Origin of the sequence: Marinobacter alkalisoli, from assembly GCF_045449795.1 — a bacterium.
Classification (GTDB): Bacteria; Pseudomonadota; Gammaproteobacteria; order Pseudomonadales; family Oleiphilaceae; genus Marinobacter.
On record NZ_JBJJLB010000023.1, the window covers coordinates 44633 to 70560 of the forward strand.

28 protein-coding genes are annotated in these 25928 nt (G+C 58.3%); 12 read left to right on the forward strand and 16 right to left on the reverse strand.

Going from position 1 to position 25928, the window contains the following annotated elements:
* Position 1: 1 nt before the first annotated feature.
* From ACJO3M_RS11225 to ACJO3M_RS11250, 6 genes are read right to left on the reverse strand one after another with little or no spacing between them, the layout of a single operon-like run.
* Complete coding sequence (locus ACJO3M_RS11225) at positions 2–1804, reverse strand: AMP-dependent synthetase/ligase (protein WP_407001457.1); 1803 nt, start codon at positions 1802–1804, stop codon at positions 2–4.
* Entirely contained in the window at positions 1801–2610 is an 810-nt protein-coding gene (locus ACJO3M_RS11230) for an ABC transporter ATP-binding protein (protein WP_407001458.1), read from the reverse strand. The genes ACJO3M_RS11225 and ACJO3M_RS11230 overlap by 4 nt, the downstream gene beginning before the upstream one ends.
* 8 nt (positions 2611–2618) lie before the next feature.
* A complete protein-coding gene (locus tag ACJO3M_RS11235) occupies positions 2619–3839 on the reverse strand; it encodes an ABC transporter substrate-binding protein (protein WP_407001459.1) in 1221 nt (406 codons plus the stop codon).
* Positions 3840–3898: 59 nt separating this feature from the next.
* Positions 3899–4942, reverse strand: coding sequence for a branched-chain amino acid ABC transporter permease (locus ACJO3M_RS11240; RefSeq protein ID WP_407001460.1), 1044 nt, complete (start codon positions 4940–4942; stop codon positions 3899–3901).
* Between the two features lies 1 nt (position 4943).
* The gene (locus ACJO3M_RS11245) at positions 4944–5822 is read right to left on the reverse strand and encodes a branched-chain amino acid ABC transporter permease (RefSeq protein ID WP_407001461.1); all 879 of its coding nucleotides are present in this window, start codon (positions 5820–5822) and stop codon (positions 4944–4946) included.
* Entirely contained in the window at positions 5822–6637 is an 816-nt protein-coding gene (locus ACJO3M_RS11250; RefSeq protein ID WP_407001462.1) for an ABC transporter ATP-binding protein, read from the reverse strand. Before ACJO3M_RS11250 ends, ACJO3M_RS11245 begins: the two co-directional genes overlap by 1 nt.
* 180 nt (positions 6638–6817) lie before the next feature.
* On the opposite strand from ACJO3M_RS11250, the gene ACJO3M_RS11255 reads away from it, so the two are divergent.
* A complete protein-coding gene (locus ACJO3M_RS11255) occupies positions 6818–7612 on the forward strand; it encodes an enoyl-CoA hydratase-related protein (protein ID WP_407001463.1) in 795 nt (264 codons plus the stop codon).
* A 10-nt stretch (positions 7613–7622) separates the two neighbouring features.
* Here ACJO3M_RS11255 and ACJO3M_RS11260 read toward each other — a convergent pair whose 3' ends face one another.
* Genes ACJO3M_RS11260 through ACJO3M_RS11275 form a run of 4 tightly spaced genes read right to left on the reverse strand, consistent with a single transcriptional unit; the run spans position 7623 to position 11115 of the window.
* Positions 7623–8327 carry a hypothetical protein gene (locus tag ACJO3M_RS11260; protein WP_407001464.1) on the reverse strand — a complete coding sequence of 235 codons (705 nt, stop codon included), beginning with the start codon at positions 8325–8327 and terminating at the stop codon, positions 7623–7625.
* Entirely contained in the window at positions 8324–9088 is a 765-nt protein-coding gene (locus tag ACJO3M_RS11265) for a hypothetical protein (protein ID WP_407001465.1), read from the reverse strand. The genes ACJO3M_RS11260 and ACJO3M_RS11265 overlap by 4 nt, the downstream gene beginning before the upstream one ends.
* Positions 9089–9112: 24 nt before the next feature.
* A complete protein-coding gene (locus ACJO3M_RS11270) occupies positions 9113–10336 on the reverse strand; it encodes a DUF445 family protein (protein WP_407001466.1) in 1224 nt (407 codons plus the stop codon).
* Positions 10337–10356: 20 nt separating this feature from the next.
* Positions 10357–11115, reverse strand: coding sequence for an Abi-alpha family protein (locus ACJO3M_RS11275; RefSeq protein ID WP_407001467.1), 759 nt, complete (start codon positions 11113–11115; stop codon positions 10357–10359).
* A gap of 117 nt (positions 11116–11232) precedes the next feature.
* Here ACJO3M_RS11275 and ACJO3M_RS11280 point away from each other — a divergent pair, with 117 nt between their 5' ends.
* Together ACJO3M_RS11280 and ACJO3M_RS11285 are read left to right on the forward strand one after the other, a co-directional pair.
* Complete coding sequence (locus ACJO3M_RS11280) at positions 11233–11448, forward strand: hypothetical protein (RefSeq protein ID WP_407001468.1); 216 nt, start codon at positions 11233–11235, stop codon at positions 11446–11448.
* Positions 11445–12887, forward strand: a complete 1443-nt coding sequence (locus ACJO3M_RS11285; RefSeq protein WP_407001469.1) for a hypothetical protein — start codon at positions 11445–11447, stop codon at positions 12885–12887. The genes ACJO3M_RS11280 and ACJO3M_RS11285 overlap by 4 nt, the downstream gene beginning before the upstream one ends.
* A gap of 4 nt (positions 12888–12891) precedes the next feature.
* Here ACJO3M_RS11285 and ACJO3M_RS11290 read toward each other — a convergent pair whose 3' ends face one another.
* From ACJO3M_RS11290 to ACJO3M_RS11300, 3 genes are read right to left on the reverse strand one after another with little or no spacing between them, the layout of a single operon-like run.
* Positions 12892–13563, reverse strand: coding sequence for a LutC/YkgG family protein (locus ACJO3M_RS11290; RefSeq protein ID WP_407001470.1), 672 nt, complete (start codon positions 13561–13563; stop codon positions 12892–12894).
* The gene (locus tag ACJO3M_RS11295; RefSeq protein WP_407001471.1) at positions 13560–15020 is read right to left on the reverse strand and encodes a LutB/LldF family L-lactate oxidation iron-sulfur protein; all 1461 of its coding nucleotides are present in this window, start codon (positions 15018–15020) and stop codon (positions 13560–13562) included. Before ACJO3M_RS11295 ends, ACJO3M_RS11290 begins: the two co-directional genes overlap by 4 nt.
* On the reverse strand, positions 15017–15853 hold the full coding sequence (locus ACJO3M_RS11300) for a (Fe-S)-binding protein (protein ID WP_407001472.1): 837 nt from the start codon (positions 15851–15853) through the stop codon (positions 15017–15019). Before ACJO3M_RS11300 ends, ACJO3M_RS11295 begins: the two co-directional genes overlap by 4 nt.
* A 211-nt stretch (positions 15854–16064) precedes the next feature.
* Between ACJO3M_RS11300 and ACJO3M_RS11305 the strand changes: the two genes are divergently transcribed.
* Positions 16065–16841, forward strand: coding sequence for an FCD domain-containing protein (locus tag ACJO3M_RS11305; RefSeq protein WP_407001473.1), 777 nt, complete (start codon positions 16065–16067; stop codon positions 16839–16841).
* A 10-nt stretch (positions 16842–16851) separates the two neighbouring features.
* Here ACJO3M_RS11305 and ACJO3M_RS11310 read toward each other — a convergent pair whose 3' ends face one another.
* Complete coding sequence (locus ACJO3M_RS11310) at positions 16852–17592, reverse strand: ParA family protein (protein ID WP_407001474.1); 741 nt, start codon at positions 17590–17592, stop codon at positions 16852–16854.
* 208 nt (positions 17593–17800) lie between these two features.
* Here ACJO3M_RS11310 and ACJO3M_RS11315 point away from each other — a divergent pair, with 208 nt between their 5' ends.
* On the forward strand, positions 17801–18577 hold the full coding sequence (locus tag ACJO3M_RS11315) for a crotonase/enoyl-CoA hydratase family protein (protein ID WP_407001475.1): 777 nt from the start codon (positions 17801–17803) through the stop codon (positions 18575–18577).
* Here the strand turns inward: ACJO3M_RS11315 and ACJO3M_RS11320 are convergent.
* The gene (locus tag ACJO3M_RS11320) at positions 18543–19415 is read right to left on the reverse strand and encodes an Nmad3 family putative nucleotide modification protein (RefSeq protein ID WP_407001476.1); all 873 of its coding nucleotides are present in this window, start codon (positions 19413–19415) and stop codon (positions 18543–18545) included. The two genes, ACJO3M_RS11315 and ACJO3M_RS11320, sit on opposite strands and share 35 nt — an antisense overlap.
* Positions 19416–19527: 112 nt before the next feature.
* Here ACJO3M_RS11320 and ACJO3M_RS11325 point away from each other — a divergent pair, with 112 nt between their 5' ends.
* Genes ACJO3M_RS11325 through ACJO3M_RS11335 form a run of 3 tightly spaced genes read left to right on the forward strand, consistent with a single transcriptional unit; the run spans position 19528 to position 21733 of the window.
* Positions 19528–20157 carry a metallophosphatase domain-containing protein gene (locus tag ACJO3M_RS11325; RefSeq protein ID WP_407001477.1) on the forward strand — a complete coding sequence of 210 codons (630 nt, stop codon included), beginning with the start codon at positions 19528–19530 and terminating at the stop codon, positions 20155–20157.
* Between the two features lie 30 nt (positions 20158–20187).
* The gene (locus tag ACJO3M_RS11330) at positions 20188–21171 is read left to right on the forward strand and encodes an LLM class flavin-dependent oxidoreductase (RefSeq protein ID WP_407001478.1); all 984 of its coding nucleotides are present in this window, start codon (positions 20188–20190) and stop codon (positions 21169–21171) included.
* Positions 21172–21208: 37 nt separating this feature from the next.
* Positions 21209–21733, forward strand: a complete 525-nt coding sequence (locus tag ACJO3M_RS11335) for a YqiA/YcfP family alpha/beta fold hydrolase (RefSeq protein WP_407001479.1) — start codon at positions 21209–21211, stop codon at positions 21731–21733.
* Here the strand turns inward: ACJO3M_RS11335 and ACJO3M_RS11340 are convergent.
* Positions 21717–22166 carry an META domain-containing protein gene (locus ACJO3M_RS11340; RefSeq protein ID WP_407001480.1) on the reverse strand — a complete coding sequence of 150 codons (450 nt, stop codon included), beginning with the start codon at positions 22164–22166 and terminating at the stop codon, positions 21717–21719. The two genes, ACJO3M_RS11335 and ACJO3M_RS11340, sit on opposite strands and share 17 nt — an antisense overlap.
* A gap of 170 nt (positions 22167–22336) precedes the next feature.
* Here ACJO3M_RS11340 and ACJO3M_RS11345 point away from each other — a divergent pair, with 170 nt between their 5' ends.
* The 4 genes from ACJO3M_RS11345 (at position 22337) to ACJO3M_RS11360 (ending at position 25864) form a co-directional block, all read left to right on the forward strand.
* A complete protein-coding gene (locus ACJO3M_RS11345) occupies positions 22337–23365 on the forward strand; it encodes a TRAP transporter substrate-binding protein (RefSeq protein WP_407001481.1) in 1029 nt (342 codons plus the stop codon).
* A 114-nt stretch (positions 23366–23479) separates the two neighbouring features.
* Positions 23480–24073 carry a TRAP transporter small permease gene (locus ACJO3M_RS11350; RefSeq protein WP_407001482.1) on the forward strand — a complete coding sequence of 198 codons (594 nt, stop codon included), beginning with the start codon at positions 23480–23482 and terminating at the stop codon, positions 24071–24073.
* A gap of 34 nt (positions 24074–24107) precedes the next feature.
* Complete coding sequence (locus ACJO3M_RS11355; RefSeq protein WP_407001483.1) at positions 24108–25391, forward strand: TRAP transporter large permease; 1284 nt, start codon at positions 24108–24110, stop codon at positions 25389–25391.
* 32 nt (positions 25392–25423) lie between these two features.
* Positions 25424–25864: a universal stress protein gene (locus tag ACJO3M_RS11360; RefSeq protein ID WP_407001484.1), complete on the forward strand. Its 441-nt coding sequence runs from the start codon at positions 25424–25426 to the stop codon at positions 25862–25864.
* Positions 25865–25928: the final 64 nt, after the last annotated feature.

The following is a 25928-nucleotide window of genomic DNA, read 5'->3' on the forward strand; positions in this document are numbered from 1 at the left end:
TTCAGGCATACAGCGACTCAATCACACCGCTGTACTTCTCATAAATATTGCTGCGTCGCACTTTCATGGTCGCGGTTACTTCGTCATCGTCGTGGTCCAGCTCCTTGGTCAGCAGGTGGAAGCGCTTGATCTGCGCTACCTGGGGCAACTGTTCGTTGCCCCTGTTCACCTCTGCCTGAATCAGCTCATTAACCCGTTCATGCTCGGTCAGGCTGCGGAAGGTGGTGTAGGCAATCCGCTCCTGTTCGGCCCATTTGGCGACGGTCTCGAAGTCAATCTGGATCAGGGCGGACACAAACTTGCGAGCCTCGCCGATGACGATGCACTCCTTGATGTAGGGGCTGGCCTTGAGGGTGTTTTCAATTTCCGTGGGGGAGAGGTTCTTGCCACCGGCGGTGATCATAATGTCTTTCAGGCGATCGACAATCTTCAACTGACCATCCCGCCATTCGCCCACATCGCCGGTGTGCAACCAGCCATCCTTCAGGGTGCTGAGGGTGGCATCATCGTTCTTGTAGTAGCCCTGGAACATGCTGCCACCGCGCATGATGATCTCATTGTGCTCGCCCAGTTTGACTTCCACTCCGGCAATCGCCTCGCCAACTGTACCCAGGTGTACGTTGTCCACGCGCTGGGCCGTTGCGACGCCGGTGCTCTCGGTCTGACCATAGACTTCCACCAGGGGAATGCCGATGGTGCGGAAGAACGTCAGAATACCGGTGGCAATAGGCGCAGCGCCGGTAAGCGCGATGGTGCAGCGACGAAGCCCGATGAAGTTCTGCAACGCGCGGAACACGGTCCAGTAGCAGACACCAAACACCAGCCGCTCCATCAGGTTCCAGCGTGCCCGCGGTTTGGTGGCGAGTGGCTCACAGATCGTCATTGCCCGCTTGAACAGCCCCTGGCGCAAGCGACCGGTTTCCTGGATCTTGATGTAAATGGAGGAATGAAGTTTCTCCCAGATCCTTGGCACCCCGAGGAAAAACGTCGGAGCGATTTCCCGCAGGTCTTCCTGCACGGTACGCAGGCTTTCGCCGAAACTGACCGTGCTGCCCACGTAGATCGGGGCAATATTGGTGAAAGCCTGCTCGGCGATATGGCACAGCGGCAGGTAGGACAAACTGGAATCATGTTCGCCCACGTCCAGCAGTTCAATCAGTCCCGGCGCGGCGGCGTGGAGGTTATGCCAGCTGACCATCGCGCCCTTGGGGCGACCGGTGGAGCCCGAGGTGTATACCATCAGCGCGGTGTCTTCCATGCGCTGGCGATCCAGAAGATCATCGATCAACTGCGGATGCTGTTGCTCAAACTCCCGCCCTCTGGCCTCAATGTCCTCGAACGCGGACGGTGGCTCGGCGTAATACCGCAGTCCTTTCATGTCGATCACGATGTTGTGCTTCAGTTGCGGCAACTTCGGCCAGGCTTCCAGCACTTTGTCCGTCTGCTCCTGGTCTTCACACACCACGATTTCGGCATCGCTGTGCTCCAGCACATAGGCCACCTCGTTCCAGGGACTGGTGGGATACACCCCCACGCAAATACCCCCGACCACGCCGATGCCCATCTGCGCGATCACCCACTCCACCCGGTTCTCCGCGATGATGGCCACATGGCCACCCTCGGAAAGCCCAAGGGCGCGAAGTCCCAGCCCGAAATGGCGGGCCCGCTGGTAGTAGTCCTGCCAGGAAAAGGCCTGCCAGATACCAAAGTCCTTCTGGCGCAATGCCAGGCCATCCGGCCGCTCACGGGCGTGGGCTCTCAGCATCTGGGTCAGGGTCAGGTCGGGAATGGCGGGTGTTGTCATGAAAGCCACCGTTTACGGCGTTTGTAATGCTTGATATCGCGGTAACTGCGGGCCTCGCCTCCGGCGCCGCCAACCCCGAGGTAAAATTCCTGCACATCTTCATTGGCGGTGAGTTTGTCGGCCGGGCCGTCAATCACGATCTTGCCGTTTTCCATGATGTAGCCATAGGAGGCAATCGCCAGGGAAACCGCGGCATTCTGCTCCACCAGCAGAATGGCCGTGCCCTGCTCACGATTGATACGGGCCACGATGGTGAAGATTTCCTCCACCAGCAACGGCGCCAGCCCCAGGGAAGGCTCATCCAGCATGATCAGGTCCGGCTGGGCGATCAGGGCGCGGCCCAGTGCCAGCATTTGCTGCTCCCCGCCGGACAGATACCCCGCCAGTTGCTTGCGGCGTTCCCGCAGGCGCGGGAAGTAGTTGTAGACCAGTTCATAACTGTCGCTCAGGGACGTTTTTTTGCCGGATAAGGCGTAGGTCGCGGCGATCAGGTTTTCCTCCACCGTCAGGTCTTCGAAAACGCGGCGCCCCTCCATGACATGAAACAGGCCATTACGGACCAGCTTCTCCGGCGCGGTTCCTTTCACATCGGCACCGCGGAAACGCACCTCACCGGCGGTTACCTCGCCGTCTTCCAGGTCCAGCAGGCCGGAGACGCTTTTCAGGGTGGTGGACTTGCCAGCGCCATTGGAGCCCAACAACGCCACAATGGCGCCCTTCGGCACCCGCAGTGACAGGCCCCGAAGGACCTGCACCGACTTGTTGTAGACCACCTCGATATTATCGATTTCCAGTAAGGCTTCCATACCGCGCCTCAGTCGAGGTGAATCCAGTCCGACACCGGCTCGTAACGGCCCTCTTCGGCGTTCACCCGCCAGATACGGCCGACCGGGAAGGACATGTCCCGCACCGTCACCGGAATACCGATAATACCGCCGGTGTCCCAGTCTTCGATGGAAGCCAGCGACGCCGCCATGTTCTCTGCAGTCAGCTCCTTGCCGGCATCCAGTGTGCGCTTGATGACTTCGGTCCAGACCATGGCATTGAACCAGCCCTGCATGTAGCCGGTGGGGCGGTAGCCCGCCTCCGGATCACTCTTCTCAGCCTGGGCGCGAAGCGCATCCAGCATCGGGCCGCTTTCTGCACTGTCGTAGTAGTTATAGGGCATCACACCCATGTAGCCGTCGGCGTCCTCGCCCATCTTGTCGATGATCAGCTTGTCGGAGGACCAGAAAGTGCCCATGAACTTGGTGTCCAGACCCATCTGGCGCATCTGCACCATGAACTCATTGATGGGTGACAGCACATAGCCGTGGAACACCACATAATCGGGGCGAACCCGGCGCAGCTTCAGCACTTCCGCCGATACGTCCACGCTGCCCGGCTTGGTGACGATCTCCTCGACCACTTCAATGCCCAGCTCGGCGGCGCGGGCTTTACCATTCTCGATCGGATCCTTGCCGAACTCGGTATCGCTGTAGACAAAGGCCAGCGTCGGCTTGTCACCCTCTCCGGTTTCGGAAGCAATGTACTCAAGAATGATGCCGAACATCTGGCTGTAGCTCGGGCCCGGAATGAACTGGAACGGATACTGCTCGTTGTCGGTCAGCGCGGTCGCGAACGAGGCGCCGCTCATCAGCGTCTCGCCCTGGCTGTTCAGTTCCGCGGCAATGGCTTTCATGAAACCGGTACTGTCACCGTAATACACCGCCGGTGAGTCGCTGCCGGAGATCTTTTTGAACGCGGCCACCGAGCGATCCACTTCATACCCGGTATCCTCCATCACATACTCCACCGGGTGTCCGTTGATACCCCCTTCGCTGTTGATCCAGCTGGTGTAGTCGGTGAGGCCGGCGTGAATATGCACCCCGGCGAAGGCAAATACCCCCGACAGCGGGATCGAGCCGCCGAACACAATGGGCTCCTTGTCCTGCGCCATGGCGGGCGCAGTCATCGTCAGTGCCGCGACCAGACCACTCAGCCCTGCGAGCTGGCGGCCCTTTCCAAGGCCTTTGCTGAATAGTTTTCTGAACATGTGTCTTCTCCTTGCTGCGTCTTGTTGTTGGTGTTGCAACGGGTCGCGTGGCAGCGCGATCAGGTACTGAATGGCCACAGCCGGAAGAACCGCCGGATGCGATGCCAGATCTCGGCCAGGCCATGAGGTTCAAAAATCAGAAAGCCCACGATCAATGCCCCGAAAATGATTTCCAGCATCGGCGACATGAACACCGGCGCATTGGGGTAAAACGGTGTCAGCGCTGACGTCAGCAGTTTGAGCACTTCCGGGATCAGCGTCATGAACGCCGCGCCCAGAATGCCGCCCAGCAGGTTGCCCATACCGCCCACAATCACCGCCGCCAGATAGAAAATGGACATGGACAGGGGAAAGCTTTCCGGCGTCACCACCCGGTAAAAATAGGCAAACAGCCCACCAGCCACACCGGCATAAAAAGAGCTCAGCGCGAAGGACATCAATTTATAGTGCAGCAGGTTGATACCCAGAATCTCGGCGGAAATGTCGCGATCCCGGATAGCAATGAAGGCACGGCCAATACGGGTGCGGAAGACATTACTGGCCGCGAACAACATCAACACCGCAAGCGGCACGATGACAAAGTACATCCGGAAATCGCTCTGGAAGGTAAACCCGAACAGATGGGCCGGTTCCAGGCTCAGTCCGCCCATGCCACCGGTAACCGATTCCCACTCGGCAAAGATAAAGTGCAGGAAGACACCGGCCGCCAGGGTCGCAATCGCCAGGTACAGACCTTTGACCCGCAGCGATGGCAACCCCACCAGGATGCCGACCGCAGCCGCCATCAGCCCCGCCAGCAACAGAGTCACCGGGAACGGCAACCCGGTATTCAGCGACAACCAGGCAACCGTGTAGCCGCCGACACCCATAAAACCGGCCTGCCCCAGGGATATCAGCCCGGTAAAACCGGTGAGAATATTGAGGCCGGTGGTACTGATCACCGCGATGCCCACCAGGCAGCCCAGGTACAGCAGGTAGGCGTTCGCGATGAACGGAAACACCAGCAAGGTCAGCAGGAACAGGGCAAACCAGAATTTCTGGGTGGCACTGGTCCAGATCGCCTCATCGGCCTCGTAAGTCTGTTTTGCGTCACCAATGCGCATCCTACACTCGCTCTATTTCGTGGGTGCCGAAAAGTCCGTAGGGACGAATCACCAGGATGACCGCCAGCACCAGAAACGTGGCCGGCATCCGGTATTCACCACCGAGGTAGGCCCCGGCCACGGTCTCCAGCCAGCCGATGAACACCCCGGCAACCAGTGCGCCCAGAATGCTATCCAGGCCACCGACAATCACCACCACCAGCACACTGAGGCCGATAATCCCGAACTGGGGGCTCAGGCCACCGGTCGCTGCCACCAGTACGCCAGCGAGAGAGGCGGCCAGGGAGCCGAATACCCAGGCCAGGTTAAACACCCGGCGCACGTTGATCCCCATGGAATAGGCCGCCGCCTGGTCGGACGCGGTCGCCCGCAGTGCGACGCCGCCGCGGGAGAAGCGGAAATACAGCAGATACAGAATCAGCAGCGCGGCGCCAATCAGGAAGCCGTAGGCGATTTTCGGTGCGAGGTAAAGAGGACCGATAAAGACCGGTTCCCGGGGCAGGAAACGGGGCAACAACTGGGGATCGGCACTCCAGAAAAGCTCCACCACACCCACCAGGATGCTGGCGATACCAATGGTCACCATCACCACCGCAATCGGCGACTCCCCGAGCATCGGCCGGATCATCACCTTTTCGATCACACCGCCCAGGATACTGCCCCCGAGAACCGCCAGCGGCAGCGCAATCCATGGCGACAGTTCCATGCCGCCGGCAAAGGCCAGGAACAGGTAAGCGGCGAACATCATGATTTCGCCGATGGCAAAGTTGATCACCCGGGTGGCCTTGTAGATGATCACGAAACCCAGGGCGATCAGGGAATAGAGCCCGCCCATGGCCAACCCGGCCAGACTGATTTCACCAAAGAACAGCCAGTCCATTACGCCGCCTCCCCGCCAGCGTTCAGTTTTTCGCGCAGGCTGTCGATGTCGCTGTTGCCCAGATAGGCCCTGATCACCTCGGGGTTTTGCTGCACGTCCTCCGGCAGGCCCTCGGTGATCACCTGGCCAAAATTGAGCACCGCGATGTGGTCCGAGATATCCATCACCATGCCCATGTCGTGTTCCACCATCAGCACGGTCACGCCCCACTCCTCGCGGATATCCAGGATAAAGCGGGCCATGTCTTCCTTTTCTTCCCGGTTCATCCCGGCCACGGGCTCATCCAGCATCAGCACCTTGGGGCGCATGGCCAGGGCACGGGCCAGCTCCACCCGCTTCTGCAGGCCATAGGAAAGGCTGGCCACCGGCTGGCGGCGGATGTGATCGATCTCCAGAAAATCGATGATGCGGTGTTCCACTTCCCGGCGAATCGCCATTTCCTCCCGGCGCGCCGCTCCGAAGTACGCCAGCGAGCCCAGCAGGCCGCTTTTCATATGAACGTGGGCGCCAAGCTTGATGTTGTCGAGTACGGTCATGCCCCGGAACAGGGCAATATTCTGGAAGGTTCGGGCCAGGCCCAGCGAAGCCCTCTGCGGCGGTTTGATACGGCTGGCAAGCACCTCCCCCTGATAGCGGATCGTGCCCTGCTGGGGTTTGTAAAAACCGGAAATGCAATTGAACAGGGACGTCTTGCCGGCGCCATTCGGACCGATGATGGTGGTGATGGTGCTTTCCGGCACGCGGAAGCCGACATCCTGCAATGCCTTTACACCACCGAAGGACAAAGACAGGTTATTGATCTCGAGGATACTCACATCTTGTCACGCTTAACCAGGATTATGGTTGTTGTTATTGTCAGGACTGCTGACCGAACCCAACTAAAAATAGTCCAACCCCGCAACAATGGCCAAGCCACAGTGTCCTATTATGAAACGGACGTGATGGACGAAAAGATGCAGCCAGGCGGCAAACGCCCGGGCAGGAGCAAAACAACAATGACAACACCGACCGTGATATCCGAATTTGACCGCAGTAACGGCGTCGCAACACTGACCTTTAATCGGCCCGACTCACTCAACGCCATTAACATTCCCATGGCTGAATCCTTCCTGGAGGCGGTCAGGGGGCTGGCTTCACAGCAAAGCCTGCGATGTGTGGTGCTCCGGGGCGCCGGTCGCGCGTTTGTGGCAGGGGGCGACATTTCCGGTATGGCCGGAGGCCGGCAGCAAGCCAGGCAAATGGTCAACACCGCCCTGGATTCGCTGAATCCGGCCATCCTTCTGTTGCGGGATATCGACGCACCGATCATTGCTTCGGTGAAAGGCGTGGCAGCGGGTGCCGGTCTCAGCCTTGCGCTGATGGCGGATCTGATCGTTGCCGAGGAAAACGCCCGTTTCCTGATTGCCTACAACGGCATTGGCGCGGTACCGGACTGCGGTGGCACGTGGTTTTTGCCCCACAAGATCGGTGCCGGAAGGGCCTCGGAAATGATGATCCTCGGCCGCACCCTGAACGCCACGGAAGCCCAGCACTGGGGCCTGGTCACCCGTGTTGCACCGGAAGATCAGTTCGATGAGGTACTGGCGACCACCATCGCAAAGGCCGCTGAAGGACCTGGCCGGGCTTTTGGCGCTTTTCGCCGGCTGGTCGATCAGGCAAGTGGCACAGCATTGGCCGACCACCTGGAAGCCGAGCGGCAGGCGTTTCTGGAGATGACTACAACGGCCGACTTCAGCGAAGGCGTGTCCGCCTTCCAGCAAAAGCGGAAACCACGATTTCAGGGTAAGTGACGGCGCGCAACTACCGCTCGCCATCCACCCGGAAAAAGCCCAGATCCTGCAAAGGCAGCTCCAGAACCGAGTCGTCGAGGACAATGGGCACCGAGCGCTGGTCAGGAATGACCGTGGCCGAAAAACGATTTTTTACCGGTGATTCGACATCCAGATTCAGGTTCAGTGATGTCACCAACTCGGTATCCACCGAGGGCCTGACCACCTGATCAATGGCCGCCAGCACCTCCCCGCTGTACTGAAGACGCACCATGGTATCGACGGGCACGACGATATCCACGGGCAGATCAAACCGTACCGGTAACACGCCCCTGACCGGCAGCTCCGGCAGCCAGGAATAGATCATTCCGGTATTGGCGGAAATGTCCAGATCCGTCTCAACGGTCAATGTGTCCCGATAGCGGATCTCCATGCGAAGGGGGATCTGCGTGTCCAGATCAAGGTTCGTGCGGTACTGCCCCTTCAAGGGCAGCGGCAGCGCTTCGTGGCGGAAAGGCACTCTGACATCCACCTGCCCCAGCAAAGTAAGCTCGGCGTTCTCCTCGGTGTGGGCGTCAACCCGCAGTTCCGCAGGCAGCCTTAACAATGCGAACTGATCAGTCAGGGACACGCCAATGATCACGCGTGTGTATAACAAGAACCCGCCGACCAGGCCAAGCGCCAGTATCAGCACAAACAGCCAGCCATACAGAATCCAGCGTCCAAGAGCACTCATTGCCTTGGCTGCTCCGACGGCGTGTCGTCGTAGGGACTCGATTGCGACTCATCCTGCGGCGACCAGGAAAGTCCAATCTCGCGGATGGGAAGCTCCAGATCCATTTCCGCCAGCAGGGCATCGGCCGGTTCCAGGATAGTGGCGTAGGCATTGATGCGTGACCGGACCGGCACGGACATCTCGGTTTTCAGGGGAATATCCGTGGCAATATCCACTTTCAGGGGTACCTGCAGGGATTCCAGCAGTTCAACCTGGGCGGGAGCGGTGAACTTGAGATCCACCATCTGGTCAATCGCGATTTCCTCATCCAGAGGAATGGTTGCCTTGACCGGCAACTCCCCGCGCAACGGCAATTCAAACCATTTGCCGAGCGCTTTGACTTCCACGTTACCGTCCACTGCAATTGTCTGATCCAGCTCGATGTTCTGACGTAGCGGAACCACCATCTGTATCGGTACGGCGCTGTCGAAAGTCACCGACACGTTCAGGGTGTCGCGAATCGGCAGCGTCAGAGTCTGGTCGATGGGCACCGTTGTGGAGAGCACGGTATCCAGCTCAATATCCAGACTGTCCAGAATATCGATGCCCACAGCCATCGGCCTGGGAATGGACACCTTCGCCTGCTGATCACGAAGCAACAGCTCCGCACCCACATTCTTCCACAGCCAATAGGCGCCGGTAATCCCCAATGCGATAGCCAGAATAAGCAACACGCCGGCAATGGCCAACCATGTCTTGCGAACCGTAATCTGAATTGCCATAACGGATTCCCTGAGCCAGCCTCATTAACCGAACATGAAGGTAAGCTGAAATACCCCCACACAAAAGCCCAGTGCCGCACCAACGGCAATCAGTATCCACTCATCCTGCTCAAATGCCGGCCTCAGCATGCCCTCGAACTCCGTGGGTTTGAGGCTCTGCAGGCGGGTCGACAGGGTATGTTCCAGGTCCAGGGCCTCATCGGCATAATCTTCGATGTGTTTCAGTGTGGCCGGCAACCGCTGAATCAGCCGCTTTACTGCACTGGACTTCATGTCACGGTAATTCTGGGTGCCCACGGCAAAGGTGACGAAGGGCTTGGCCAGGTTGGTCTGCTCGTCGACTGCGCGCTGTACGTGGCGGCCGATCATATCGAACACCTTGTCCGCGTATGGGCCCTTCAGAATGCCTTCTATGATATTCGCTGGCGTCAGAACGTAGGAAGAAACCAGACGGCCGTAATCACTGGCCACTTCATTCTGGCGCTTCATGAACAGCCCCTGGATATTGAACGGGCCAATGCGCATCAGCTCCTTGGGATTGAAGATCATCTGCAGGGCGATGGCGTTGGTGGCATAGCCCACCAGCAGACCGAACGCTGGCAGAAGCCAGCCCTGCTGAAAGAACAGCCAGACACACATCTGGACAAGACCAAACACAAAACCGAAATAAAGCCCCGAGCGCCCGATAAAACGGAATTCGGCGGCGCCCACTTCCTGGAAGATCTTGTTCAACAGGGCCTTATCACGGCTCAGGTTGGTGACCACCATATCTTCAAGGTCATACATCTGGGAAATGTTGACCTTAAGCTGATTCATGATGTCATTGATCAGTTTGGGAGCATCCCGCTTAACCCGCTTGTAGATCTGCCGCTTGACCATTTCCGGCAAGGATTCCCAGAGCCTCGGTTCGTACTCCAGCATCACCTGGTCGACGATTTCCTCGATCATGCCGTTCAACGCCGGCTCCAGCGCATTGGCCACTTTGTCGGCGTCCAGGCGGGAGAAGATCTCTTCCTGAGTGATGAGATGGGTGGTGATGGTTTCCACCGAAATAGCCGCCATTTTCGCCGCACGCCGGGGAATGATGCCCTGCCAGCCCAGAAACGGAGGCTTACCCACAAACTCCAGCGGCTGGAACATCATCTTGATGGCTATGACGTTGGTGACGTAGCCGACAACACCACTGATCACCGGCATCGACAGATACAGCCACAGGTTTGACACGAAGTCATTCACTACCGCTTCCATACTCGCACTTCCAGTCGTTTTTATTGTTTGCCCGTCGCACCCGGTGACTCGTCATTCTCACGGCAGTCGAGGGTTTTAGACCAAAGGGTTTTACCGAGATCCGAAATTGAAAAGGACAGCCGCTGAAAGCGCACTTTCATGCCAGCCTGATTCTCTATATCGGTCGTCAGAGCGCGCACCGCCAGACCGTTCTCGATACTCTCGTAGTTCTGCACCAACGTCTTGAACGAAGGCCCGGTTTCGATCAGTCCCAGCTGGATCAGGTGGTTCAGATAATAAGGCGCCCACTGGCCCAGCATCAGTCCGGACTCCTGGGCTATCCGGCTCAGGTGGCCCCGCAGCCGATAGGCCGGTTTACCCAGCCGGCCTATCACCTCCATATGACACATGGCGTGGGGCTGCTCATCCGACACCAACGCCAATACCCGGAGTTCATCAGGCACCAGTTGCTGCACGATGATGCGGATCAGATCATCGGTAGCGGACTCTTTGGTCTGGTATATCGAACGATGATGCAGGTCTCTCAGAATGCCTGCGGTATCGGCGGTGACCAGCGTCGGCGTGACATCGTCAGAATTCCCATGGGACAAGCCATGACCATCCAGCCTCTGCAGCCGGTTCCTGAGCGCCAGAAGCAACTGGTTTTCAACCTCCGAGGCAACGGCCGCAGCACGCTGAACGGGCGGTAACTCCCCGAGTGCTGACCGGAGACGCAGCAGGGTACGGTTGCCCGGTACGGACGGCACCGGTAATCCTGACGTTAGCTTTCGCTTGTCCATTGCGCTCGCCTGACAATCTTATTGTTGTGAATACGGACAATTTACGTGACATATGTCACATTTTTAAAATAAGGTTGCAAGAACAAATTAACAAGAACAAACGTAAAAAGGCGCACAATGACACCCTCAGCAAAACTTTCCAGCGCTCTGAAAACACTGCCCGATGAACTCGCGGAAGCGGTGAGGGCCAATGCCGAGAGCACCTTGGCCGCACACCGCCAGGAGATTGCGAGTGAGCTTGAGGAAGCTCGACGCCACCTGCCTTTGCCATCACGACTGGTTTTCAACATGACCGTCGGAAAAGACAACAAGGCGGAGGGGGGATCGCAGTGAAAACGTCCTCGTTGCAAATGGTAGCCGAACTGGAAAAATTACAGGCGCTCATTGGCGATCTCCCTGCCGCGCAGAGGAATCTGGCCAGTGGTTGCCAGCCCGGTCAGATCAGAGAGACCAGGGATGCCGTGCTCGACACCCTCCACGAGGACCACGCATCGACCTTCCGGCGCCTGGCCTGCTTCGTCAGGGCGCTGCCGGCAAAACGGGCGGCAAAACTCGCGACCAGCTGCGGCCCCGTCGTCGTCGCCCGGGTTCTGCCATTTGTCGACCTGTTGAAGGTCGGCAAAATTACCCGCCAGCTACCCGTGGATTTCCTCACCGAGGTGACACTGAAAGCGGATCCGCGGGCGCTGCGGACACTGATCCGGCACATACCCACTGATCAGATTGCCGCCGTGGCGGCAGCACTGATCGAGCAGGAGCATCACATTACCGCCGGCCAGCTGGCAGATGCCCTGCCCTCCACCGCCATTCGGCAGGTACTGACACTGGTTGACGATGACGTAGCCCTGTTGCGCACGGTGTTCTACATGGACGAGCCGGAACAGCTCGGAGACATCATCCGTCTGGTGGACAACGAACGCCTCAACCGGATCATTCTGGCCGGCCTCGGCAACCGCGACACCTGGCCCATTCTGATGTGGGTACTCGATCAGGTCGGACGGGACATCCAGAGCCGCATCACCAACCTGATCGTGGAACGTGACCCCGAGACCCTGAACGAACTGATCAACGTGGCGAACAGCCAGGCGCTCTGGGGGCCGATCCTCCGCTCCCTGGACACCATCAAGGAACGCCACCAGCGGTCACTGGTGCATTTGCAGGCCCTGCGGGACGAGCAGGTTCTGGAGGGACTGATGAAAGCCGCCTACGATGAGGGGTTGATGGCTAACACCATCCCTTTGATCGAGGCCATGAACGCTGACTTGCAGGCTTTCGTTGCCAAAGTCGGCTTGCGCCAGGGTGCGGATATTCTGGAGGCCTTCATTCGCGACGCGGTCCGTCAGAATCATGCCGCAGTCATCCTCACGCTCCTGAGCAGAATGACCGACGAAGAGGTCAAGGAACTGACCACCCTGGGCGTGTTCAACGATAACTTCATACTGCAGGCCATCGTGTCGGCCGGCATCGGCACCGGCCAGATCCGCCCCCTGATCCGTTTTGCCCGACGCCTGCCCAGCAAGGGTCAGGAACTGTTGGCCAGTCTGATGGCGGCCGACCACGGCGCCCTGCTGGAACGGCTGCTGAATCGTTCGGAACTGCTGGGAGACAGCGACTGGAACGAACTGGTCAGTCTCATATCAAAAGTCCGGATACCGGATCAGGCGAAGGAGATTGCCGATGTCATCCGCTACCAGTCACGTCAGACATCACGGGCACTGAAAGCCCGTGCCGAGAACATGGGTTCGGACCTGTTCAAGACGTTGTTGAAATAATCCGTCAAACGTCCTCAAGGATGAGGACTATCAGTTCCTTCGGTCCGTGGGCACCGTAGGCCAGCACCTGCTCGATATCCGCCGTCTTGGACGGTCCGGACACCAGTAACGTATTGGTCGGCAGACCCGCAGCCCAGTTCTGGACGGTCATCATGTCGTACCAGTTATCGTGAATCCCGCTGGCCTTGAGCAGGGCAATATGCACTGGCGGCACCAGGCTCATCAGCCTGGGTTCATTCCGGTCCGGCCAAAGCACCAGCGACCCCGTTGCGGCAATGCCGCCAATGGTGCCCGTCAGGCTGGCCTGCACGTCATTGAAGAACTCTGCCTTCCACTCCTCAATGGGACGGTCATAGGCCTGCAAATCCGGCCCACCTGTTCGGTCCTTCCAGGCACTCGCTAACTGCTCGCCATGAGTCGTGGCCGGGGCATACAACAGATTGTCGATCTCTCGCTTCGCCAGTAACTCCGCGACCAGTGCCGGCCAGTCATCCTGTCGGGTCTGATGCACTTCGGTATGCACCGCTTCCATCAGCTCCCGTAACCGGGCAATGCGCTGCTCCGGGGGATAGCGCCAGGGGCCGGTCACCAGGGATTCGTCGAATTCGTCCGGGCGGGGCGTTGTACCGGCCAGACTGGTTCTGAGCTTATTGAGAATATTGGCACGAGCGCTCATGATCCCGCTCTCCCGTTGGGTGGATTCTTCAAATGATCCCTGGCGAGGTCATGGAGAGAGCGTGCAGCGGGCACCGGGGCGCTGTGATTCTCGGTCCACGGGCCCACGTTTTTGGGCGCAAGCGCCCTGAAACGGGTCGCGCCCCACAGGAAAAGCTTATATAAGGACGGACGAGTGTTCAGCATCACCCAGGCCCGCCACATCATCCGCTCCTTGCGGGAGTACTTGCTGCCGGCCCCTTTCACGGCGGCCGGCTCGTGGTCCGGAGACTGAACGTTTTCCTGCCGCAGCCGCTGCAGCAGTTCCGGAATGGGGATCTTCACCGGGCAGACTTCCCCGCAGGCGCCACACAGGGATGACGCGCTGGGGTGGTCCGGCACCTTGTCCAGCCCCACCATATGCGGTGTGACAATCTTGCCGATCGGTCCCGGATAGACTTCCCCGTAGGTATGGCCCCCCACCCGGGTGTAGACCGGACAATGGTTCATGCAGGCGCCGCAACGGATGCAATTCAGGGTCTGGCGCATCTGAGCGTCGGCAAACGCGCCGGTGCGCCCGTTATCCAGCAACACCAGATGCACTTCTTCCGGGCCGTCCAGTTCATCAGGCTTGCGCGGGCCGGAGATCATGTTGATGTAGGTGGTGATGGGCTGCCCCAGGGCTGAGCGGGTCAGCAGGGACACCAGCGGCACCACATCCCGCAGGTTGGACACCACTTTTTCGATCCCGGTCACGGCGATGTGTACCGGCGGCGACGTGGTGCTCATGCGGCCGTTACCCTCGTTCTCCACCAGCAGCAACGTGCCGGTTTCGGCAATGGCAAAGTTCACACCAGACACCCCCACGTCGGCCTCAAGGAACTTGCGGCGCAGGATGCGTCGTCCGGTCTGGATCAGCTCATCCACATCTTCGGAGACGTGTTCGCCGAGCTTTTCGTTGAACAGCGCCGACACCTGGCGGGCGTTCTTGTGGATCGCCGGCATGATGATATGGGAAGGCTTTTCATCGTCGAGCTGGACGATGTATTCCCCCATGTCCGACTCCAGGCATTCGATATCACGGTCGGCGAGATAGTCGTTCATCTCCATCTCTTCACTGACCATGGATTTACCCTTCACCACCTGTCGACCGTCATGGGCTTCAATGATGCCGTGAACAATCTCGTTGGCTTCCTCAACCGTCTCTGCCCAATGCACCTTTATACCGTTGGCGGTGAGTTGGGTTTCCAGTTGTTCCAGCAGATCCGGCAGGTTGGAGAGCGAACGCGCGCGGATACGGTTGCCCAGCTCCCTCAGCCCTTCCCGCTCGTCTTCATCGCTGAACGCTTCAGCCCGCTTGCGCATCAGTGAGTCCATGGCGGTACGGAAGTTGGAGCGTAACTGCGAGTCGGCCAGCGCTTCATGGGCACGGCCCTTGAAGTCACTGGCCAGTTCAGTCACCGGAATGCGCTGGTTCATTGTTCACCTCCAAGCAGCTCTTCCCCGCACCTTTCCCAAAGAAAACTGGCCAGATGGCGCCCGCGGAACGCGTGCTGCTGCTTTTCCAGCGCGCCGTTGATGTTCATCAGGCAACCACAGTCCGCACTGATGGCTTCGGCCGCACCGGATTGCCGCAGGGCGGTTGTCTTGTCCAGCACCATGGCGCCGGAGATATCCGGCATGCGTATGGAGAAGGTGCCGCCAAACCCGCAGCACTCACTCTCATGGTCATGGTCAACTCGCTCCACGTTGGCGAGCTGGGCCAGCAGTTCCCGTGCGTGCAGGTGGGTATTCATTTCCCGGCGGGCGGTGCAGGAGGTGTGCAGGGCAATCCTGTGTTGCTTCCCACGATCAACGAGCTGGACCTTGCAGACCTTGAGCAAAAACTCCGTCAGCTCAAACGTGCGCTCGGCCAGGTCCTCGGCACGCTTCAGGTTGTCCGGCTCATCGGCGAACAACTCGCGGTAGTGATGGCGAAACATGCCGGCGCAGGAACCCGAAGGCACCACCACCGGACGACCGTTATCCAGGAGGTCCAGCTGCGCCAGGGCCACGGCCCGGGCCTCGTCACGGTAACCCGATGTCCACGCCGGCTGGCCGCAGCAGCTCTGTTGTTGTGGAAAGTGCACGCGAATGCCCTGCTGTTCCAGCAGACGGATAGCATCCAGACCCGCCTCCGGGAAGAACAGGTCCACCACACAGGTACCGAACAGCGATACCTCCGCAGGCTTGTCAGGATAGCGGCGCTCCGTTTCCCGGGCAGGAGCCACCCGGGTAGCGTTCGGGGCGGCGTCATAAAACAGTTCGCTCATTGTTTAACGTCCTCCGGACGGGATGAGACGAATGCAAATTGGTAATACCAATTTACAGGTATAGTCTGATAAGGTAAGTGAGTTGTTAACGGACTGTCAAAGATAGATGTTAGTACATTAGTCTGACAGGCATGGTAAAACGCCGTCCAAATACGTCAAATGACAGCCATTCGGATATTGGTCAGACCAATCACTAAGATGCGGGAATAGAATGGGTATCGGTCATATTTCACCAAAGCGCCTTGCAGACACCATCGTTGAGCAACTGGAAACCATGATTCTGGAAGGCACCCTGAAACCCGGGGAGCGGCTGCCAGCCGAGCGGTTGCTGGCTGAGCAGTTCGGGGTATCCCGTCCTTCCCTGCGGGAAGCGGTTCAGCGACTCGCGGCCAAGGGTCTGCTGGTTAGTCGTCAGGGGGGCGGGCATTATGTGGCTGAAACACTCGGCTCCAGTTTCAGCGACCCGCTGATCGGGTTGCTGGAAAACCGCCCGGACGCCCACCGCGACCTGCTGGAATTCCGCCGCACCCTGGAAGGCGACTGCGCCTATTACGCCGCCCAGAGAGCCACGGAAGTGGACAAGGCACAACTCAGGGAAGCCTACGAAGCCCTGCAGGCCTGCTACAGCGACGACAGCAAACAGGATGTCATCGCCGAAGGCGCCGCCGACGCCCGCTTCCACCTGGCCATTGCCGAAGCCAGCCACAATGTGATCCTGCTGCATACCATTCGCGGGCTGTTCAACATGCTGAAGAACAGTGTCGTTACCAACATTGGCGGTATGTACGCAAAGACCGCGGAAACCCGCAATGGACTCATGGAGCAACATCAACAGTTGTTCGAAGCCATCATGGCAGGACGTGCCGAAGATGCGCGGGAGATCGCCGGGCGGCATATCCAGTACGTACAGGGTGTGCTGTCAGAGCAGTTCGAGAGTCATCGAAGGCTGGAGCGGTCGCTACGCAGGGATCAGTTGGGTCGCAGCTGAGGCCCCTGCCTCACAGCAGAGCCTTGATGTCTCGCCAGAGCCTGCGATAGGCGTCGGCCGCCACCGAGTTGGGTGCCAGCAATTCCACCGGCGTGCCTTCCTCCCCCATCCGCTCCACCACGCTGGCGTTGGGGATGATGGTTGCCAGGCTGGCTGGCAGGCGTTCGTCCTGTGCGTCAATCAATTCACGGTGCAGGTTTCTGCGGCGGTCTGCCATGGTATAAAAAGGGTGCAGCCGTGAAGGCTTGAGTTTTTTCTCCCTGGCAACTTCCCGCAACTGCTGCCAACTGTTGAGCGACAGCCACGTTGGAATCACTGGCACGAACACCTTGTCCGCCGCCGTCAGAACCTGCTCTGACAACCGTGACAGCGACGGTGGACAATCCAGCACCACCAGACTGGTTTCCTCCGACAGCGGCGCCAGCCATTCCTTGATGAGGTTGGCGCTGTCATTCTGGTCCAGTTTGACGTCCAGATTGCGGAAGCTGGTGTGTGACGGAATGAAATCCAGATTCTCGTAGTCGCTTTCGCGAATAAAGTCGGCGATGGGTGTCTTGCCTTTCATCAACGCAGACAATTTGCGACCTTTAACACTGCTGGCACCTGCAAGGTACCAGCTGGAGGCTCCCTGTGGATCCAGGTCCCAGAGCAGTGTGGAATAACCCGCCTGACTGGCCAGGTAAGCAATATTGACAGCTGAAGCCGTTTTCCCGACACCACCCTTGAGACTGTAAAACGCGATTGTTTTCATTGTATGACTTCCAACTCCCGGACATAAAAAAGCCGGGGAAGTCCCCGGCTAAAGCATTGACACGATTCGCAAACGCAATGCATCTCGTCCTGATAACAACCAGCATGCCTCTGTCCCGTGACAGTTTGATGACACCCGTGGCCATCCGCCCTCCGCATGCTATTTTTACATCGTCTGACCCATGTTATCGGCACTACAGGATATCCCCATGACCGACCAACCCGTGCTCACCTCCGTGGATGACGGCATTCTGACCATCACCATCAACCGACCAGAAAAACGTAATGCCGTGGACAGACCGACGGCAAGCGCCCTGCGGCAGGCGTTTATGGAATTCGAGCAAAACCATACATTGAAGGTGGCCGTGCTTTGCGGTGCTGGCGGCAACTTTTCCGCAGGTGCGGATCTGAGCGCGCTGGATGATCCTCAGCGGCGCAACGAGATCGATCCCCATGGCACCGGTCACGGCCCCATGGGCCCCACCAGGATGGCATTATCGAAACCGGTCATTGCAGCCATCTCCGGCTATGCGGTTGCCGGTGGCCTAGAACTGGCGTTGATGTGTGATTTGCGGGTCGTGGAGGAGTCGGCGGTATTTGGCGTTTTCTGTCGGCGCTGGGGCATACCGCTGATCGACGGCGGTACCGTGCGCTTGCCCCGCATTATCGGCCACGGTCGCGCCATGGATATGATACTCACCGGTCGGCCAGTGCAAGCCGATGAAGCACTGGACATGGGCCTGGCCAGCCGCAAAGTCGCTGATGGCATGGCGCTGGAAACGGCTCGAAAACTTGCTCGGGACATTGCCAGCTTTCCCCGGCAATGCATGCTGGCGGACCGGGCGTCTGCGATTCATCAGTGGGATCTGGACATGCAGCAGGCGCTTGTGGCGGAGGGCGCCGCCGGCTACCCCGTTGTGTTTGAAGAAGCCGTGGAAGGCGCAAAAAAATTCAGGGATGGTGCCGGGCGTCACGGCCAGTTCTGAGCAACGCCGAAACCCAGTCCGACACGCCCGGGTATTCATTCAGGTCCAGCACAAACTCCTGACCACGGGCGGCGCAATCCAGGTAGCAATGCGGTGGTGCAAGCCGCCAGCGGTCCAACCGGGTGTGATAGCTAAGCGCCGGCCTGCCGTCTCCGGGAAAGAAGTCGGAGGGCAACCGCCACCGCGTAGGCAGGCGCCCGTCCGGGTCGCTCAGAACCAGGGGATCAGCGAGATGGGTAAATACGCCACTACCCGGAAACCGCTTGTTATGGTCCGCCAGGGAAAATCGGTCGGACGACACGTACAGCGTATTACCGGGATCGGGTTCGCCATGGAAGTGTGGATGATAGCCAGCCCAGGGCAAGGCGCCTGACATCAGGTCATCTATCCGGTGAACATCACCAATGTGCAACCAGCCCCAGATGGCATGAAACGACCGCGAGCCCGGCACAAACCGCCAGCGCCTCTGCCACAGCTCGGCGCGACGAAACACTCCGAAGAACAGGAACAGATCACCGGTGGTCACCCCCTGATTGCGCAAATGGCCCTGTGCGGAACCTGTCTGCCCCAGCACCGGGCGCCAGCCATCCGCCCGCGGAATAGCGTCAGCGATCAGGTCCGGATCCAGATGGGCGCCGTGGTTGCCACGGATTCTGCCCCGGGTCAGATCCCGGGCAATCTTTCCCAGCCGTCTTGTGCCGTGACTAACCTCATCGTAGCGAATGCGGGACTGGCTATCGGGAATGGGAAGCACGCACAGGGAACCGTCCGGCAACACCGAGCTTGGGCACCCACCGGCGGAAGAATCAAACCCTTTTCGGCTGAGGATCAGGCGCATGGACTCACTGCAAAAATCATGGACGACATATCGGGGGGCAATGCTATCTTAGATTCCGGGCGATTGCCCGCCACAACGTCAAATCGTCAAATCGTCAGCCGGATAGCGAACCATGAGACTTGTCTGCATTTCCGATACCCACAGTATGCACCGTCAGATTCAGGTGCCCGATGGCGACATCCTGATCCACTCCGGTGATTGTCTCGGTGTGGGCACGCTGGATGAGCTGGAAGACCTCGACAACTGGTTCGCTGACCAACCCCACAAACACAAGATTCTGATTGCCGGCAACCACGACTGGTGTTTTCAGGACGAGCCACAGGATGCTCAGGCGCTTATAAAACACGCCCATTACCTTCAGGACAGCGGCCTCGAACTGGAAGGCCTGAAATTCTGGGGCAGCCCATGGACGCCGGTGTTCTTTAACTGGGCCTTCAACCTCGAACGCGGCGCAGCCCTGGCCGAGCGCTGGGCCCGGATCCCCCGTGACACCGACATCCTGATTACCCACGGGCCGCCAGCGGGCATACTCGATGCAGTGCCAACCGGGACTGGTTCGCTGAACGTCGGCTGTGATGATCTTGCCAGCATGGTTGAAACCCTCAGCCTAAAGCTCCATATCTTTGGGCACATCCATGAGGGCTACGGCCAACAGCAAATTGGCCAGCGCCGGTATATCAACGCAAGCACCTGTACCGGCAGCTTCAAACCCCTGAATCCACCCATCGTGATCGATCTTTAGCCCAAAGGTTCGATTTATCCGGAGCACGATATGCCACAACGCCCGCCCTTTTCGCTGCTGGAACTGGCTTCCGTTCGCGAAGGCGACTCCGTCGGCGCCACGCTGGCCAACAGCGTGGCCTATGCCCAACATGCCGAAAAGCTGGGTTTCAAGCGATTCTGGCTGGCAGAGCACCACAACATGGAAGGCATCAGCAGTTCCGCCACCTCGGTGCTGATTGGTCACATTGCCGGTAAAACCGAATCCCTGCGCGTGGGCTCCGGGGGCGTGATGCTGCCCAATCATCCACCGCTGGTGATTGCCGAACAGTTCGGCACGCTCGCCAGCCTGTATCCGGACCGGATCGACCTGGGGCTCGGCCGCGCACCCGGAACCGACCCGATCACCAGCCGTGCCCTGAGACGTGACGGCCTGGGTGCCGAACAGTTTCCCGAAGACGTAGCCAGGCTGCAGAGCCTGCTCGGACCATTGCAGCCTGGCCAACCGGTCAAGGCGATTCCCGGCGCCGGCACCAACGTGCCGATCTGGCTGCTGGGGTCCAGTCTCTACAGCGCGCAACTCGCGGCCATGCGGGGGTTGCCCTATGCCTTCGCCGGGCATTTCGCCCCGCGACTGTACCGTGAAGCGCTCAAAGTCTATCGCGACCATTTCCAGCCCTCGGAACAGCTGCAAACGCCCTACGCCATGCTCGCGGTACCGGCGATTGCGGCAGACACCGACGACGAAGCCCAATGGCTGTCCACCACCAGCTACCAACGTATTCTGGCCCTGTTCCGCGGGCAGCCGCTGTGGATGAAACCGCCGGTGGACACCATGGACGGGCTGTGGAATGCCGGCGAAGAAGCCAGCGTACGAGATTTCCTGGGATTGCAGATACTCGGTGGTCCGGAGTCCGTCAGGGAACAGCTGGACCAACTACTGGACTCCGTGGACGTGGACGAACTGATGTTCACCGTCGATATCTACGACCCGGAAAAACGCCGGCATGCCCTGGATATCCTCAGCCAGGCCTGACAACACCCAAACACAACCAAAGGATGGGTTCCGGAAAATGACAGCAACGACTACCCACGTTTTTCTTTCCCACGGTCTCGAGAGCGGCCCGGGAAGCACCAAGATTCAGGCCATGAAAGAAGCGGCGGAATCCTTTCCGGGCGTCACCGCCGTGGCGGTTGATCATCGCAGCAGCAAGGATCCCGCAACCCGGCTGGAACAGATGAGGCACGCCATGGAGAAGGCGGGAGCCGATCCCAGGCGCACCATCCTCGCTGGCTCCAGCATGGGCGGCTGGGTGTGTGCGCAAACCAGCGCTGAACAACCGGTACTCGGTTGCTTTCTGCTGGCCCCGGCACTGGCGCTGCCCGACTATCCACAATCCAGCCCGACCATCCAGGCTGACTACGTGCAGATCATCCACGGCTGGAACGATGACGTGGTTCCGGCCATGCCGGTCATCGCACTCGCGGAGCAACAACGGTTGTCCATGCTGATGCTGGCGGATGGCCACCGACTGGAGAACAGCCTGGAACGGGTCGTGTCAGAGTTTCGCCAGTTCCTCGTCAGGGCTGGCTTATAGCTTCGAATTCCGCCAGTTCCTGGCCGTCGGTATCCAGTAACCGCAGACGGTGGTCATCCATCTGGACGCCGGCGGTGTTTTCCAGCGCCCTGAAAAAGGCCGGCTCCGGAATATCGATATTCTGGCATGCTCGGCGGGTACTGGCCATGCGACTGAACACCAGGTTGCGGTTGTTGATGACTTCATACTCCCCACGAAAGGCATTGCAGCCGCTGAAGCCATTCACGACACCATCGTCCCGGAGAATCAGATGCGCTTCACTGGCCGCACCGGCATCGGGCGTTGGCGTACCGTCCACCTCCTGAAGCTTCCAGTATGTATTGGTCAACGGCACCCCACCGCCTCCCATCATCGATTGAGACATGCACCCGGCCAAAACCAGCAGGCAGCTGGCCACAATCAGCCACCGCCCCACCATCCACGACTTGTCCATTCTGTTTCCTCCTTCGTACGAGAATCACTTCAATCATTTTTCATTTCACTTCAAGACGATACCTCGCAGCAATCTAAATTGGCCATTTTCTTGCGAAAACCACTTTGTTTTGCCAGTCTTTAATAATGCAGCAATAGTCTGGAGCAAAAAAACTAAATGGAGACAACACGATGAACAGCTTAAGCAAATTCAAGAAACTGGCCGGTATTTCAGCGATCGCATTCGCGACCATGACCGCCGCAAACTCGGTAAATGCTGCAAACTGGCGCTATGCCCATGAAGAATACGAAGGCGACGTCCAGGACGTATTTGCCTACAAGTTCAAGGAATACATTGAAGAGAATTCCGACCACACCCTTCAGGTTTATCGCTTCGGTGAACTGGGTGAGTCCGACGACATTATGGAACAAACCCAGGCCGGCATCCTCAACTTTGTAAACCAGTCTCCCGGCTTTACCGGTTCCCTGATCCCGGAAGCACAGATCTTCTTCATTCCCTACCTGATGCCGACCGACATGGAGACCGTTGTCGAGTTCTTCCGTGAAAGCGAAGCAATCAATGAGGACTTCCCGGAACTTTACGCTGAAAAAAATCTTGAGCTTCTGCAGATGTACCCGGAAGGTGAAATGGTCGTCACCGTCGATGAACCGGTCACCAAACCGGAAGACTTCAACAATAAGAAAATCCGGGTGATGACCAACCCGCTGTTGTCTGAAACCTATGACGCCTTCGGCGCAACTCCGACACCGCTGCCCTGGGGTGAAGTCTACGGTGCCCTGCAGACCAACATGATTCAGGGTCAGGAAAACCCGATTTTCTGGATTGAATCCGGCGGACTGTATGAAGTATCCCCGAACCTCGTCTTTACAGCACACGGCTGGTTCACCACTGCCATGATGGCCAACCAGGACTTCTATGAGGGTCTGTCCGACGAAGACAAGAAGCTGGTTCAGGACGCCGCGGATTTTGCCTTCGAGGAGATCCTCGTTCATATCGACGGCCTGGCCGATGAATCGCTGGCAAAAATTCAAGAGGCCAGCGACGAGGTCACAGTAACCCGCCTGACCGATGAACAGATCGAAGCCTTCAAGGCCCGTGCGCCCCAGGTGGAGAAAAAGTTCATCGAGATGACCGGCGAAAGTGGCAAAGAACTGCTGGAGCAGTTCAAGGAAGATCTGAAAGAAGTTCAGAACGACTGAACCGCAATATAAGGAAGCATTCCCGCCGGCCCGTCCGGCGGGAATCTGTATTAACCCCGCCCCGCCGGGGAGTCCCCAGACCGGTCGGGAGCGAGATGCTCTGGAGCAAACCCCATGTCAGAGAAACCCTCAGAGGTAGAAGACGACACCGGTACCTATGAGTCCGGCCTACCCGGTTTTTTGGGAACCATTGATGAAGTCATCGCCAAGGTAGAAGCCGTTATGCTGGCGGCCGGCGTGCTTCTCATGGCATTGAACACCTGCACGAATGTAATCGCGCGCTTTGTTTTTGGCCAGGGGCTGTTTTTTTCCGGTGAAATCAACCGAATCCTGATTATCCTGATTACCTTCGCAGGCATCGGTTACGCGGCCCGCCATGGCCGCCATATTCGTATGTCTGCGGTTTACGATGCGATTCCTCCAAAGGGACGCAAAGTGCTGATGATTTTCATTGCCCTGTTTACATCCCTGGTGATGTTCTTCCTTTGTTACTACTCCTACGGGTATGTAGAAACCCTCTACGGTCGTGGGCGGATTCTCCCTGCGCTGGGTTTTGAGATCTGGTGGATTTACATCTGGGCCCCTGTAGGCTTTGCGATCACTGGCATTCAGTATTTCCTCACGGCCATCAAGAACTTCACCAGTAAGGATATTTACCTTTCCACCGGTGTAATCGACGGCTACTCGGACACCGAATCGGAAGTCTGAACCCTGCAGCTGCTTTAACAAAGGATAGAAACTCATGGCGACTATAATGATGGTGATCATGATCGGGCTGCTGCTACTGGGCTTCCCGATGATGGTTCCGCTGATTGCCGGTGCGGTGGTCGGTTTTGTAATGATGTTTGATGGCTTCGGCCAGATGGGTACTTTCGTCCAGCAAATGATGGGGGGTATCCGTCCCGCCTCGCTCATTGCTGTGCCCATGTTTATTCTGGCGGCGGATATCATGACCCGCGGCCAGTCCGCTGACCGCCTGATCCATATGGTGATGGCGTTTATCGGACACATAAAAGGCGGGCTCGCCATCAGCACGGCGACTTCGTGCACCCTGTTCGGTGCGGTTTCCGGTTCCACCCAGGCCACTGTTGTGGCCGTGGGCTCTCCCCTGCGGCCGAAACTCCTCAAAGCGGGTTATTCAGACTCGTTTTCACTGGCGCTGATCATCAATTCCAGTGACATTGCTTTTCTGATTCCCCCCAGTATCGGCTTCATTATTTACGGGGTTATCTCCGGGACCTCCATTGCCGAGCTGTTCATTGCCGGTATTGGCCCCGGCATCATGATTCTGATCATGTTTTCAATTTATTGCTTGATCTATGCCTACGTTAAGAAGGTGCCCACCGAGAAAAAAGCCGGCTGGAGAGAACGAGGGGTCGCCGTCCGTGAAGCGCTGTGGCCGCTGTTCTTCCCGGTAATCATTGTGGGCGGTATCTATGGCGGCATTTTCAGCCCGACCGAAGCTGCAGCCGTCTGCGTGCTCTACGCCTTCTTGCTGGAATTCGCTGTTTTCCGCTCGCTGAAATTGCCGGACATCTATCGGATCGCCAAATCCACCGGCCTGATTACCGCCGTGGTTTTCATACTGGTGGCGGTCGGAAACGGCTTTTCGTGGATTATCTCCTTTGCACAGATTCCGCAAACCATACTGGAGGCTGTCGGCGTCAATGATGCAGGCCCGGTCGGCGTGCTGGTTGCAATCTGTATCGCTTTCTTCGTTGCCTGCATGTTTGTCGACCCGATTGTCGTCATCCTGGTGCTGACGCCAATCTTTGCCCCCGCGATTGAAGCCACCGGCCTTGACCCGGTGCTTGTCGGGGTTCTGATTACACTTCAGGTGGCCATAGGCTCGGCAACGCCACCCTTTGGTTGTGACATATTCACCGCCATAGCCATATTCAAGCGCCCGTACTGGGAAGTGATTCGCGGTACACCACCGTTTGTCTTCATGCTGGTGGCAGCAGCGGGGTTGATTATCGCCTTCCCGCAAATTGCACTGTTCCTGCGCGACGTGGCGTTCCGCTGAGGACAATAGAGACCAATTTCAGGGAGAAGAGCATGTTCAAAAGAATCCTGGTGGCTGTTGACGGTTCCTCGTCCTCCTTCAAGGCAATGGACAAGGCCATTGCGCTGCAGAAACTCACGGAAGCCGAGATCTATTTGCTCTGCGTTTACAAACACCACAGCCTGTTTGAAACATCGCTATCGATCGGACGTCCTGAAGGCATGGATATCCCTGACAAGGTGTTATCGGAGTACGCCAAGGGGGTGGTCAACCACGCCAAGGAACAGGCAAAGGAACAGGGTGCGACCAAAATACGGGGGTTCGTCAAAGCCGGGCGTCCCTCCAGTGTTATCGTCAAGTTTGCCCAGCAGAAAGAGGCCGACCTGATCGTGGTCGGCTCCCGGGGCACACACAGCGACAAGGACGGTTTGCTGCTGGGCAGCGTCTCCCACCGGGTTGCATCGAATGCGAAGTGCCCGGTTCTGGTCGTGTAACTTTCTGATTCTCCAAACACCCGTCATCCAAACGTCATCTGTTTGCGTTAAAAAAGATCCGACA

Bases quoted from the DNA above. Each gene is read 5' to 3' on its own strand.
- ACJO3M_RS11225 (WP_407001457.1), bottom strand. From the start codon at position 1,804: ATGACAACACCCGCCATTCCCGACCTGACCCTGACCCAGATGCTGAGA.
- ACJO3M_RS11230 (WP_407001458.1), bottom strand. From the start codon at position 2,610: ATGGAAGCCTTACTGGAAATCGATAATATCGAGGTGGTCTACAACAAG.
- ACJO3M_RS11235 (WP_407001459.1), bottom strand. From the start codon at position 3,839: ATGTTCAGAAAACTATTCAGCAAAGGCCTTGGAAAGGGCCGCCAGCTC.
- ACJO3M_RS11240 (WP_407001460.1), bottom strand. From the start codon at position 4,942: ATGCGCATTGGTGACGCAAAACAGACTTACGAGGCCGATGAGGCGATC.
- ACJO3M_RS11245 (WP_407001461.1), bottom strand. From the start codon at position 5,822: ATGGACTGGCTGTTCTTTGGTGAAATCAGTCTGGCCGGGTTGGCCATG.
- ACJO3M_RS11255 (WP_407001463.1), top strand. From the start codon at position 6,818: ATGACAACACCGACCGTGATATCCGAATTTGACCGCAGTAACGGCGTC.
- ACJO3M_RS11260 (WP_407001464.1), bottom strand. From the start codon at position 8,327: ATGAGTGCTCTTGGACGCTGGATTCTGTATGGCTGGCTGTTTGTGCTG.
- ACJO3M_RS11265 (WP_407001465.1), bottom strand. From the start codon at position 9,088: ATGGCAATTCAGATTACGGTTCGCAAGACATGGTTGGCCATTGCCGGC.
- ACJO3M_RS11270 (WP_407001466.1), bottom strand. From the start codon at position 10,336: ATGGAAGCGGTAGTGAATGACTTCGTGTCAAACCTGTGGCTGTATCTG.
- ACJO3M_RS11275 (WP_407001467.1), bottom strand. From the start codon at position 11,115: ATGGACAAGCGAAAGCTAACGTCAGGATTACCGGTGCCGTCCGTACCG.
- ACJO3M_RS11280 (WP_407001468.1), top strand. From the start codon at position 11,233: ATGACACCCTCAGCAAAACTTTCCAGCGCTCTGAAAACACTGCCCGAT.
- ACJO3M_RS11290 (WP_407001470.1), bottom strand. From the start codon at position 13,563: ATGAGCGCTCGTGCCAATATTCTCAATAAGCTCAGAACCAGTCTGGCC.
- ACJO3M_RS11295 (WP_407001471.1), bottom strand. From the start codon at position 15,020: ATGAACCAGCGCATTCCGGTGACTGAACTGGCCAGTGACTTCAAGGGC.
- ACJO3M_RS11300 (WP_407001472.1), bottom strand. From the start codon at position 15,853: ATGAGCGAACTGTTTTATGACGCCGCCCCGAACGCTACCCGGGTGGCT.
- ACJO3M_RS11305 (WP_407001473.1), top strand. From the start codon at position 16,065: ATGGGTATCGGTCATATTTCACCAAAGCGCCTTGCAGACACCATCGTT.
- ACJO3M_RS11310 (WP_407001474.1), bottom strand. From the start codon at position 17,592: ATGAAAACAATCGCGTTTTACAGTCTCAAGGGTGGTGTCGGGAAAACG.
- ACJO3M_RS11315 (WP_407001475.1), top strand. From the start codon at position 17,801: ATGACCGACCAACCCGTGCTCACCTCCGTGGATGACGGCATTCTGACC.
- ACJO3M_RS11320 (WP_407001476.1), bottom strand. From the start codon at position 19,415: ATGCGCCTGATCCTCAGCCGAAAAGGGTTTGATTCTTCCGCCGGTGGG.
- ACJO3M_RS11325 (WP_407001477.1), top strand. From the start codon at position 19,528: ATGAGACTTGTCTGCATTTCCGATACCCACAGTATGCACCGTCAGATT.
- ACJO3M_RS11330 (WP_407001478.1), top strand. From the start codon at position 20,188: ATGCCACAACGCCCGCCCTTTTCGCTGCTGGAACTGGCTTCCGTTCGC.
- ACJO3M_RS11335 (WP_407001479.1), top strand. From the start codon at position 21,209: ATGACAGCAACGACTACCCACGTTTTTCTTTCCCACGGTCTCGAGAGC.
- ACJO3M_RS11340 (WP_407001480.1), bottom strand. From the start codon at position 22,166: ATGGACAAGTCGTGGATGGTGGGGCGGTGGCTGATTGTGGCCAGCTGC.
- ACJO3M_RS11345 (WP_407001481.1), top strand. From the start codon at position 22,337: ATGAACAGCTTAAGCAAATTCAAGAAACTGGCCGGTATTTCAGCGATC.
- ACJO3M_RS11350 (WP_407001482.1), top strand. From the start codon at position 23,480: ATGTCAGAGAAACCCTCAGAGGTAGAAGACGACACCGGTACCTATGAG.
- ACJO3M_RS11355 (WP_407001483.1), top strand. From the start codon at position 24,108: ATGGCGACTATAATGATGGTGATCATGATCGGGCTGCTGCTACTGGGC.
- ACJO3M_RS11360 (WP_407001484.1), top strand. From the start codon at position 25,424: ATGTTCAAAAGAATCCTGGTGGCTGTTGACGGTTCCTCGTCCTCCTTC.